Genomic DNA, 10852 nt, shown 5'->3' with positions numbered 1-10852 from the left:
GCGTAGAGCGTGCACGCTTCCTCTAGCCGTCCCGCTGTTCGGTAGGCACCGGCGAGGTTGCTCCGGGTGGCGAGGGTGGCTGGGTGTTCGGGTCCGAGGATCTGCACCCGATCTGTGAAGGTCTGTTGGTAGAGCGTGATCGCCTCTTCCAGGCGTCCTGCCGACTCGTGGGCGTAGGCGAGATTGTTGCGAGAGTTCAGGGTGGCGGGGTGTTCGGGTCCGAGGATCCGCTCGCTGTCGGCGAGGGTGTCGGCGTAGAGCGTGCACGCTTCCTCTAGCCGTCCCGCTGTTCGGTAGGCACCGGCGAGGTTGCTCCGGGTGGCGAGGGTGGCTGGGTGTTCGGGTCCGACGATCCGCACCCGATCTGCGAGAACCTGCTGGTAGAGCGCCGTCGCTCGCCCCAGGTCGCCCAAGGCAAGGTAAGTGCGAGCAAGGTTGGACATCAAAGCGGTCATGTCGGGCACACGACTCGTAGTCTGACTCGCGGCAAGCCGGCGGGAAATCGCTACCGCCTCGGTGGTGACCGTGAGGGCCTCCTCGGCCTGTCCAACTTCCAACAAGCGATTGCCGAGGTTGCTCAGGGTGAACGCCAAGTCGGGTTCGGATTCAGCTGGCCTATCTACGGCAAGTCGGCGGCATTCTGATACCGCCGCGGTGGTCACCTGGAGGGCCTCCCACGAGAAGCCCAACGATGCCAGCTCAGTACCCATGCTATTCAGGATCGCGGGATCGGCGGATCCTTTCTCAACCGCTTGCTTAGCTAGGGCGATGGCCTCGTGTAGGTCGGAACGGTCACCGGTCTGTTCGAATCGAGCCAGCAATGTGATGCCCGCGACATGTGTAACCGTCAACGCGGGATGAGGCATAGCAGTATCAGCGGGCTCCCCGGATATTGATACGGCTGAGTCCAAGCTCGTAGGCGAGCCAGTCCGCTCAATGGGAACCCACCTGGAGTGCTCCATTTCATGGCCGCTCATCAAAGCCTCCCGCAGCCTTGAAGAATTCAACGGCTGTTTGTTGATCATTGAAACTTAGGGTGCCTAGGCGAGGGTGCTCCCATCGAATAAGACAGTCCTGCGGTGAACCCCACGAAGCCGAATGTTCCTCTTCGCGGCCGGGCGAAGATCGGGAAGATGTGGACGTACGCGTCGAAGGAGGGTCGTAGCCTGTGGAACGCGTGAAGGCTGCAATCAGATACGGTTGAGCGGTAGCTATGGGGTGCTCGGCTGGTATCGGCAGCGACAGATCACTCCGGCTAGCGGTGATCACCCTCAAATTCGGGTGCGGGCGTCGTGGCAGCAGGGTCACGATCGGCGGGCTGCCAACATCTTCGTCGAGACCGTCGACCACCAGCACTAGACGACGGCCTTCCACCGATTCCCTCTCTGCGGCCAACGTGAGCAAATGGTCGCGTAGCCCGTCACGGTAGATGTTCGCTGCATTGATTACCTCGGCCTGATCTGGCATCAATACTGCCAGCTGATCTAGTACGGCGTTGGTGTAGTCAGTGTGGGTATTCTGATTTCGCAGCTGGTTGGTGACGAAGAAGCACACCACCCGTACCCCCGACGGCGGTTCCAGTGCGAATCCGGCCAGCAGCGCGGTCTTGCCCGCGCGTCTTCGGCCATGCACCCACATGTACGCCTGCTTGCCGTGGCAAAAACCCGCAAGCATCTCCTTCTCGCCGTCGCGGTCGAGCAGCCCCTTGACCGGAGCGAAGTGCTCGACTTGCAGCCGGTACAACCCCACCGGCGGCATCGGGGCAGCACCACCGATGATCAAATCCCTACCCGCAACAACGCCCGCAACGCTCACCACCGTTGGGGGCGCACTGCCTGCACCGGGAAGAAGCGACGCGTCCGGGATGGGGGCTACTACCGGGGCGCCGTCGAAGGGTCCTCGTCCGGACTCCCGGCTCGGATGCCGCTGATCCTGATCGAGCCACCAGCCTTCACATCGGTGGCCTCCACAGCACGCGCCGCGTACCCGGAGATATCGCTGATCTCGATCTCCTGCCCCGCCTCGACCCGGGTCAACCTCACGCCCACCGCCTCGGCCGCCGCAGGCGCCTGGTCAGCTATGACCCGTAGCAACTCTTCAGCGGCAGAACGTATCTCAAGATCCTCACCAACAGTGGTTCTGGCCAATTCCTTAGCCAGCAGCTCACGTCGCAACGGCTCTACCGGGTCGCGTTCTACTCCGACGACCTCAGCCTCGATCACCTCATACTTACGGGTCAGCAAACCCTTGAACGACTCGTAGGCATCGGTCACGACCTGAGTAGCTACCTTGGTCACCCCCGCCGCGGCCCCCGCCGCTACCGCAGCCACGATCAATGTCACCGGATCCATGTCATTAGCCTCCCACTCTGAGTCCACCGCCAAGCAGTCGTGACCTCGCACAACCTAGCTCAAAAGCCACCCCTCGCATAGCCATTCATACAAGCTGACCGCGCTCGTCGGCGCCGCTCATGAAGAACGCCTCGTAACCCCTTCGGCCCAACCTCGGCGGGTGCGTCCCCGCTCATGGGCCCGTCCTAGTCCTCACAGTCAGAGTGAATCGGTGGGCTGTAGATGGTCGTGCTGCAGGCCAGGCACGTATGCGTCCGGTGATGCCCGCCGATTCGGATGCATGGCATCACGCTCACGAGTGACGGTCCTGGCCCCAGGCGGTGTCCCTCCGGGCAGAAGCGGGGAGCCGGTTCCGTCCAGCGCCCGTTGCGCAGGTAGAGCCGAATCGAGTCGCACATACGTTCGATTATCCAGATTGAGGTATGCGTCCTGCGGTCGGGGTGACTTGTTGTGGCTGACCGCAGTTCTGTCGGCGAACGGCTGCGGGGCCGACGTGTCTTCAACCACTCTGCCTGGATCCGTGCGCTTTCTTCAGCAACCTTGTCCAGCAGGCGATCTCGATGGAAGCGTCGGACCTGCTGAGCGAACTTTCGGTAGTGAACGGGTTGACGAACATTCGCGCCTGCAGGTTCAGCGTGGGGCCACCGCGGCGCGGCGCCGTTCGGCAGACGTTCGTTCTCCGAACGGTAGAAATGGTCGAGCCGTCCCCCTCGGTTGCGATCAGCGCGCAGGATGCCGCGATTTTTCATCGCGGCGACGTGCCCGGCCTCGGCGGCCTTGCGGTACCAGGACTCGGCCTCGAACAGATCACCAACGGTGTTTGAGGAGGTAGCGCAGGTCAATCATCCCACCAACCCCGGTAGCCTTGCGGTACCAGCTCTCGGATTCGCTGAGATCACCACGCTTTTTGAGCAGGAAGCTGAGGTTGACCATCGCGTCGCGGTCGCCGACCTTGATAGCTTTTCGGTACCAGGACTCGGCTTCACTGAGATCGCCACGCTGTTCAAGCATGAAGCCGAGGTTGACCATCGCGCGGCTGTGCTGCCCGGCCTCGATAGCTTTTCGGTACCAGGACTCGGCTTGGACGAGATCACCACGCTGTTTGAGCAGGATGCCGAGGTCGATCATCGCGCCGCTGTGCCCGGCCTCGACGGCCTCGCGGTACCAGCTCTCGGCCTCGCTGAGATCACCGCGCTTGGTGAGGAGGACGCCGAGGACCGATATCGCGCCGCTGTGCCCGGCCTTTATGGCCGCACGGTACCAGCTCTTAGCTTCACTGAGATCACCACTCTCGGCGAGGAGGACGCCCAGGACGAACATCGCGTCGCAGTCCCCGGCTTCGGCGGCTTTCCGGAAAGGTGTCGTCGCGGCGGGCGTGTTGTCGCGATAGTACGCAGCAACCCCGACGATGATTAGGGTGGTTGTGTCGCAGTCGTTGGTCGCCTCGTGCCAGTAAGCGTCGGGAACAGGGCGTGGTGTTCGGTGATCTTGCCCGTCGTCGGCGGCGGTGAGGTAATCGAAAGCCCGGTAACCGCGGGTGTCGTCATCGAGGAAGCTGGTGTGCAGCGCGGCAGTGCGGCTCGCACCGGGGGGTGGTGTGCGCGCTGTGTGGATCGCGGCGCTGATGCAGGCAGTATTGGGGTCCCGATAGGGATGGGTTTTGCGTAGTTCGCGCAGTGTGAGGTCGATGAGGACATGTTGGGGGATGGGATCGGTGCGTCCAATCCGCACCCAGTCCACCGCGACGGCGATCACTGCGTACAGTTCGGGATCGGCGGCGCGGGCGTCGTCGTAGCGGGCCAGTAGTTCCGGCGCTCCGGCCAATCCCTCCCCTAGCCCGTAACGCTCACCGCCATAGCTGGGGTAGGCGCGGTCGGCGGCCGTGCGTTCGTCGTCGTCGTCGCTGGTGGAGGCCAGATCGACGGTTGCGGCCTGCTCGAGCAGCATCCGGGTGTCCTGCCGCAACTCACCACTACCGCGCAACTGAGCACGCATCTCCGAACGCAACGTCGCCACCACCACAGTCCGCCCCGGCCGTGCCAACAGTTGGGCCAGCACCGCCAGGGTCAGCCTGGTCGGCCCGGCGAGGTATTCGTGCAGATCGTCGAGCCACACCATCAGCGGATCGATGCTGGTGGCGATTCGCGGATGGATGGCGAGCTCACGGATCCCATCGGTGACCGGCCACACCACCCGCGCCTCGGGATCGTGCGCGAGTACAGCTTCGAACAGGGTGCGGGTCTTGCCCGCTTTCGACGGCCCCACCACAACCACCAACCGCCCACCGGTGAGGGCTTCGGCCAAGCGAGCATCGACGTCGTGAGCGGTCCGGGTCACGTAGGTGTCACGCATCCCGTACTCACCCGAACGACCGAACACCGAACTTGTCGACCCCAACCGATACGGATCGAGATCGGCGACCGTGGGCAGATCCTCGATCCCGTAGACCCGCACCAACTCCCGCACCGACCGCACCGGTACCGAGGCCCGACCACCGATATTGAGCGTGCCGATGACACTCCCGGACACAAGGATTCCGGCCGCAGCGGCCGAGGGCGCGGGAGTACCGGGATTCAGTCCCGCGCCGTGGTGGGGCCCGGCGGCGCCGGGAAACCCGCCCGCACCCCGGAGAACTCCGCGGCACCGGTGATCCTGCTGTTGCGTACGCGCACCCCGTCACCGGCGGACTCGACGTCGGTGACCTTGAGAGCCTCAGCCACCAAGTTGTCGATATCGAGACCGACCACTACCTGCGGTGCATGCTCGCGCACGGCCTCCAGTACCGCGGCCGCTGCCTGCCCGAGCTCCTGATCACCTGCGGCGCCCGCTTCGTCAAGGTCCTCGGCCAGCGAATCCTTCTTCGGCTGTGAGTCCGGCTTCTTCTCCACCGCGGAGACATCCACATCGGTGTACTTGCGTGAGAGCAGACTCTTCAACCCGGCGTAGGCGTCTTTGACCACCTGCGTCGCGGTATCGCCCACCCCCGCCACCGCGCCTGCCGCGATCGCCGAAACAACCACTGCCGTAATCGGATCCATACCCGGGATCCTCCCATCACCACCCCGCACAGCGCACCTATATCGCCGTCCCGCCTGCCCGCGTTCGAAAAACGCCGCCTGAGGCATGGGTTCCGGCAGCGACTTGTCCCGAAGCGGATGACGCGGCGAGACGGGTGGGCATTCGGTATCGCTGGAAGGCGGACCGTGTCGGTGGCCAGACGTCGGGGAGTGGACACGTTGGTGGCCCCGGCACCCCACTTCGGGTACCGAGCCACCAACAGTCAGGTGCTACTGAACAGGTTTGGGCAGCTGGCCGAATGGCCGGACCCAGTGAGCTCCGTCCTCGTCCGCGAAGCGGATATCAGCCTGCACCGACAGGCTCTCGCCGGTGCCGTAGAGGACAATTTCTTCGTTCCCCGCGACGAGCACTGCGGGGAAGCTGTCTTTCATGTGCGCGTGGACGACGCTCTGAATCTTGTTCGAGATCATGTCGGTCATGGCGGTGGGCAGCGAGCTACCACTCATGAGCCCCAGGGCTCCGGGGGAGATGCCCGGCCCGAAGCCGAATCCCGACTGAGCGGCCGCCTGATCCGCGATGCCCCCGAGGGCACCTTGCAAGTGCTGCCCGACGACCTCGCGCATGAACTCCGACACCGGTACCGAACCCTTGGCGGGCGTGCAGGGTGTCGCGACCCGGTTGCCTGCATCGTCAACGGCGTAGACATCGACGGCGAGGTCGGTGATGGGACCGCCGGTGCCGTTGTGGACCTTGACTACCCACAGGTTTCCCTGAAACGGAACAGCCTGCACCGAGCAGGTGACTGCACGAACTCGCCCGCCGTTACCTTCCCTGGGCACGGTGTTGTAATTGGTGATGACGTCCCTGCCCACGTTGGAGTGGGCGATGGTGGCGGACAACCCGGAACGCGCGGCGGCTGGATCTACCGTCGCGCCTGAGTAGGGTGGGGCGGCTCCGGACGAACAGTGACATTGGAGATCCGCATCGACCCACCAGCGAGGATGTCGGTGGCGGACACTCCACCGGTGCCCTGCAGAGCGATATCGGTGACTTCGATGTCCCCGCCGACCTCGATGCGGCGCAGCTCGATACCGACCGCCGTCGCCGCTTCGGGGGCGAGTTCGGCGACCTGGCGCAGCAGATCCTGCGCGGCCGCCAAGAGCTCGGCGTCTTCCCCGGCGCCGGCCTTGGTGAGGGTCTTGGCGAGCAGCTGGCGACGCAACGGCTCCTCCGGATCAGCCTCGACCGCAGCGACATCGGCGCTGGCCGAACCAAACGCGCCCGCGATCCGCGCCTTGATGCCTTCGTAGAGATCGATGATGCCTCGCCGGGCCACATCGCCCGCACCGGTTGCTGCACCAACAGCAACTGCACCAGCAACAATGGAAACTGGGTCCATCCTTCACCTGCTTTCAGCTCAGAGAATTAGCCACCTACCTCCGCGGCTGTTCACAAACGTAGCCGAACGCACCGACAGCCCGACCAGCTTGGGACACAGGCATTTTCCCGTTGGCAAACGCTGTGCGACTCCAGCGACGTAGCCTGCCTGGAGCACATCTCCAGAGAGGAAGATCAACAGCGATGACCCAGTTCGATGACGACAATCTGCCTGCGCCCGCGGTAACCACGGCAGGTGAGAGCGTCGGTGCGCACGGAAGCGAAGACGCCGAGCAGAACAACGTCGAGATCGCGGTGGACCACGAAGACGGCGCCCGCACCCTGATCCGGCTCTCTCCCAATAACGCGCGCAGTCTGGCCTACCAGATCAACGCGGTCGCCGACGGCATAGACAGCGAGTACCCCGGCGCCGAAAGGCGCTGACGCCGAGCAGTTCCGACCGTGCTCAATCCATGCCTTTAGCGCGTGAGCGCGCTGTGAGGCCTGCCAAGCACAACTCGGGCGCATGGAGGCAAACCTGTGCGCCCGAGTGTGTATTTGTACGTGGTTCCGATATCCGACCCGTGTGACCGTGGACGTAGCCCAGCACAGCCACGCCAGCACTTCACCCGGGTGTCGAAGATCGAGAACGCCCGCCAGCTGCCGACCGTGCGCAACATCGCCGACTGGTGCCGCCTGGCCGATGCGTCCGAGCGGGAACCCGACCTCGTCGCCACATTGCACGCGGTCGATTCCGCTTACACCGAGCACCGGCGCGAATCCCGCGCCGGAATGAAACGGGTTCCTCGGTGCCCATACCCCGCAACGGTATAAGGCGACCACGGTGTTCCGGATCTACGAACACAACGTCGTACCAGGGCTTTTCCAGACCCCGGAGTACGCGCGGGCGATGGTGCAGTTCTGGATCCGGTTCCTGGCCACCCCCAACGATGTCGAGGACGCGGTCGCGATCCGGATGGCGCGGCAACGGATCGTGCAACGCGGTGGGCGCTGGTTCGTCATCGTCCTCGAGGAACAGGCGCTGCGGACATGGTTCGGTTCGGCCGAAGTGCAGGCCGGCCAGCTCGGGCGCCTGCTGGAAGTGATGGCCTTGCCCAACATCTCGCTCAGCATCATCCCGTTGATGCGCGAACGCGGTGGTGTGGGCAGCGCGGGGTTCTGGATCTTCGACGACGACCTGGTCGCGTTGGAAACCCCGACCGCGTCCATTCAGGTGAGCCAGCCCGCCGAGATCGGCCTCTACGCGCGGGTGTTCGAGGAGCTGAAACGGTCCGCGGTCTACGGCCGCGAGGCACGTCAACTGATCGTGGCCGCCCTCGATGACCTCACTTGACCGGGCTCGGGACGTGGGTAGCAATCGGCGGTCGGAACTGACCAACGTCAAACGAGAACGGGAACGCAATGTCACCCAACTGTTCTGCTAGTGACGTCGAATTCAGCTAAAAGTTCACTCCTCGGAACCGATGTCGCGTTGCACATCCGGCTCGCCGTCCTCGATGAATTCGCCCTACATTGCCCGACCATCGGCATCTTCCTCGGCTGCATCAGCGATCGAGCTGGTCAGCAGGCCCGCAGTCACGCGCTGCATAGCCATCTCGGCGACCGAGTTCTTGAGTATGTCTGGAACCTCCCACTCCTCAGCCACTCTGGCGATCACCTGGCCGAAATGGTCCGAAGTCGCCAAGTGACCGGCCACCATGCCAATCACGTCCTCGGCGACATCCGGGGTTACCCCCTTCTCAACCAGTCCCGCGTCCGAGCTCCTGAGCGCGACCTGCAGTGTGTCCGAGATGGCCCACCGCAGCATCGAGTTCTTGAACACCTCCGATTCTGCATACCGAGCGGCTACCTCGGCGATCGCAGTATTGAATACGTCCGAATCCAACCACTGCCCGGTTGCCTCGGTCGCCGAGTGCTTGAACGCGTCCGACTCTGCGACCCGAGCGACCACCTCGGCGATCGAGTTCTTGAACACGTCTGACTTTGCGTACCGGGCGAACAGATCTTCCAAAGGCGCCCCCTCGGCGCGACGCTCCCAGCGAGCGCGCATCGGATCATCAGGCAATGCTTCGACCGAGGTCACCCCCAGGCTCTGGATCTCTCCTTCCAGCGAGACCAAGATGTCGCCGGACACTCGGACTTGTTTCGTAATTATGCTGCGACTCGACCCCTCGCCCAGCAGCGCGAGATCGATTTCAGTATCTACCGAGAAGCGGGCGGTCCAGCCGTCCTCTCCGCGGCCGGCGCCATCGCTGAACCGCCACCCCTCTGTCGGCCTCCCCGAACCCACCACGGTCGCGGCCACAGTCTCCAACGGCAAGGCCGCCCGCTCTGGATCGAGACCCCAGCCAGCGAGTGTGGCAACGAACAGATCTGCGAGCAGATTCCAGTTGAGCCCACTGGTCAGACTTGCCAAGTCGGTGTCGACAATCGGGGAGAAAAGCGACTCGAAATACCTGATCAGTCGTTCCATCTTGACCACATACTCCACACGCCCCGACAACCCTCTGTCGGCGAGTTCGGTCGCCAAGTCAGGATGCAGCGGGAAAGGACATGCCTCATTGGGATTCACGGCATCCTTTCCGACCCGCTCCTGCCCGAAGTCCTGGTGATTGTCGCTGAGGAACCACACCTTCTCACCAGGGTTCTCCTCGGCTACGGCAGCCGCCGTCAGCCAGATGAGCGTGTCACGCAATCCGTCGGTCGTTTTGCGATACGGACGTTGAAGCCGCATGGCACGGCGGGCGAGCTCAAGGGCCTCGACCTGCGGGGTTGTGACGACGGGCACGCCAACCTCTGTGAGGCGATCGCGAAGCCACTGCTCGTATTCGTCGCGATCCTTCGTGATCCCATCCATGATCGCTTTCTGATGGTCCCGGAATCCGAACTCGCCGACCTCCAATGCCGCCACGCGGCCGCGTTCTGCCTCCCAATCCCGTCGGACCGTGTTCACCGTCTCCATGAACACAACCTCGGGCACCACGATCTTCACATTCCAGATTCCGGCTTGTGGGGCAGGGATTTCGGGTGGGAATGGTTCGGTGACGCCGTTGATGGCGATGGTCGCGGTCCGTAGTAGCCGGAGTCGTTTGACGACGTTGCCGATCGCCAGGCCTGATCCGACGGGTGCGGAAGTAGTCAGTTGTCGAGGCGTTCGGCGTACATCCGGCCGTCGAAGACCCCGAACTCGACCCGGGCAGGGAACAGCCCCTCGTTTCCTGCCTTCACGAGATCCTGGTGCTCCCCAATACAGAGGATTGCCCAGCCAGCCAGAGCCTCCGGGACGCGCAGGTATCCCTTGTCGGCGCATCGCAAGTAAGAATCGCCGGTGGCGGTGATGCCGACCGCAGCGATGTCGAGCACCAAGCCCTGCTGTTCCGCCGAGGAGACGATGGGTGGATCGAGCATCTCCGCAGAGGCGATGGCATCGCGCATCCGCTGAGCCTGTTCCGGGGTCAGTTCGTATCGAGGGATGGTCACGGCCGAAAATGGTAGTCCGGTCCCCGCGGCGTCGAGGAGCATCGACGCGAAAAGACCGGAGCCCTCAAATCCTTGTCGAAACCAGACACTGCGCAGGTCAACGAGCTGCCGACGTGAGGCACTGATGGCCTGACCAGGAGCCATACCGAACCCGTTGTTCCAGCGCCGTTTTCACCGAAACCCGGGGGTAGCACAAGTCCGCACCTCGAAAAACTGAACTCGACTGCGTGACCACGGTTTACGGTGATGCGCATGAGCGAGGCAACCGCGCCGAAGGGCCTGGCGACAGTCCAGCTGAGGACGATGTTCAGTCCGCGCCTGTCGAACATGCTCGGGCGGGAGGGATCTTCACCCTCGGCGATCTGGTGACCTACACCCACCACGACCTGAGCTGTCTCCCTGCTTTCGGCGTCGGCACGATGGCCACGATCGACTCCGCGTTGGCCAGCCTCCTCCAGCACCGAGCCGCCGACCCGCGCGCGCTGGGAAGGATCCGGAGTCGCAGCAACTTAGGTCATGTCTCCCAATCGAGTTTCCGGTTCTCGTCCGATAGGTCCTCGGGTGGGGCATCATGTTCGCCGTGGCGGCGACTGTCGGTGATCGGC

General features: G+C 63.7%; 12 protein-coding genes. 3 read left to right on the top strand and 9 right to left on the bottom strand.

Annotated features, from left to right (window positions below):
• From ACFWPK_RS33435 to ACFWPK_RS33425, 3 genes are all read right to left on the bottom strand, one after another.
• Nucleotides 1-455: tetratricopeptide repeat protein (locus ACFWPK_RS33435; RefSeq protein ID WP_378922689.1), on the bottom strand; the 455-nt coding region annotated here is incomplete at its 3' end.
• A 508-nt stretch (nt 456-963) separates the two neighbouring features.
• Complete coding sequence (locus tag ACFWPK_RS33430; RefSeq protein WP_378922687.1) at nt 964-1782, bottom strand: hypothetical protein; 819 nt, start codon at nt 1780-1782, stop codon at nt 964-966.
• Between the two features lie 92 nt (nt 1783-1874).
• Nucleotides 1875-2351, bottom strand: coding sequence for a hypothetical protein (locus tag ACFWPK_RS33425; protein ID WP_378922685.1), 477 nt, complete (start codon nt 2349-2351; stop codon nt 1875-1877).
• 560 nt (nt 2352-2911) lie between these two features.
• On the opposite strand from ACFWPK_RS33425, the gene ACFWPK_RS33420 reads away from it, so the two are divergent.
• Nucleotides 2912-3175, top strand: a complete 264-nt coding sequence (locus tag ACFWPK_RS33420; RefSeq protein WP_378922683.1) for a hypothetical protein — start codon at nt 2912-2914, stop codon at nt 3173-3175.
• Here the strand turns inward: ACFWPK_RS33420 and ACFWPK_RS33415 are convergent.
• From ACFWPK_RS33415 to ACFWPK_RS33400, 4 genes are all read right to left on the bottom strand, one after another.
• Nucleotides 3159-4880, bottom strand: a complete 1722-nt coding sequence (locus ACFWPK_RS33415) for a tetratricopeptide repeat protein (protein WP_378922681.1) — start codon at nt 4878-4880, stop codon at nt 3159-3161. The two genes, ACFWPK_RS33420 and ACFWPK_RS33415, sit on opposite strands and share 17 nt — an antisense overlap.
• 44 nt (nt 4881-4924) lie before the next feature.
• Nucleotides 4925-5389, bottom strand: coding sequence for a hypothetical protein (locus ACFWPK_RS33410; protein WP_378922679.1), 465 nt, complete (start codon nt 5387-5389; stop codon nt 4925-4927).
• Between the two features lie 249 nt (nt 5390-5638).
• A complete protein-coding gene (locus tag ACFWPK_RS33405) occupies nt 5639-6268 on the bottom strand; it encodes a hypothetical protein (protein ID WP_378922677.1) in 630 nt (209 codons plus the stop codon).
• Between the two features lie 23 nt (nt 6269-6291).
• Nucleotides 6292-6705 (bottom strand): hypothetical protein, encoded by a 414-nt coding sequence (locus ACFWPK_RS33400; RefSeq protein ID WP_378922675.1) that lies wholly within the window; start codon nt 6703-6705, stop codon nt 6292-6294.
• Between the two features lie 245 nt (nt 6706-6950).
• Between ACFWPK_RS33400 and ACFWPK_RS33395 the strand changes: the two genes are divergently transcribed.
• On the top strand, nt 6951-7190 hold the full coding sequence (locus ACFWPK_RS33395) for a hypothetical protein (RefSeq protein ID WP_378922673.1): 240 nt from the start codon (nt 6951-6953) through the stop codon (nt 7188-7190).
• A 400-nt stretch (nt 7191-7590) separates the two neighbouring features.
• Nucleotides 7591-8100: a DUF5753 domain-containing protein gene (locus ACFWPK_RS33390; RefSeq protein ID WP_378922671.1), complete on the top strand. Its 510-nt coding sequence runs from the start codon at nt 7591-7593 to the stop codon at nt 8098-8100.
• A 174-nt stretch (nt 8101-8274) separates the two neighbouring features.
• Here ACFWPK_RS33390 and ACFWPK_RS33385 read toward each other — a convergent pair whose 3' ends face one another.
• Both ACFWPK_RS33385 and ACFWPK_RS33380 read right to left on the bottom strand, forming a co-directional pair.
• Nucleotides 8275-9759, bottom strand: coding sequence for a PIN domain-containing protein (locus ACFWPK_RS33385; RefSeq protein ID WP_378922669.1), 1485 nt, complete (start codon nt 9757-9759; stop codon nt 8275-8277).
• A gap of 146 nt (nt 9760-9905) precedes the next feature.
• Entirely contained in the window at nt 9906-10247 is a 342-nt protein-coding gene (locus ACFWPK_RS33380; protein WP_378922667.1) for a hypothetical protein, read from the bottom strand.
• Between the last annotated feature and the right edge of the window lie 605 nt (nt 10248-10852).

Origin of the sequence: Nocardia sp. NPDC058519, assembly GCF_042719755.1 — a bacterium.
In the GTDB taxonomy this organism is placed as follows: domain Bacteria; phylum Actinomycetota; class Actinomycetes; order Mycobacteriales; family Mycobacteriaceae; genus Nocardia.
The sequence above is the reverse complement of the archived record's forward strand: the minus strand, read 5'-3'. Positions and strand labels throughout refer to the sequence as shown.

Coding starts and splice junctions, on each gene's coding strand:
- ACFWPK_RS33425 (WP_378922685.1), bottom strand. CDS start 2,351: ATGGATCCGGTGACATTGATCGTGGCTGCGGTAGCGGCGGGGGCCGCG.
- ACFWPK_RS33395 (WP_378922673.1), top strand. CDS start 6,951: ATGACCCAGTTCGATGACGACAATCTGCCTGCGCCCGCGGTAACCACG.
- ACFWPK_RS33420 (WP_378922683.1), top strand. CDS start 2,912: ATGGAAGCGTCGGACCTGCTGAGCGAACTTTCGGTAGTGAACGGGTTG.
- ACFWPK_RS33410 (WP_378922679.1), bottom strand. CDS start 5,389: ATGGATCCGATTACGGCAGTGGTTGTTTCGGCGATCGCGGCAGGCGCG.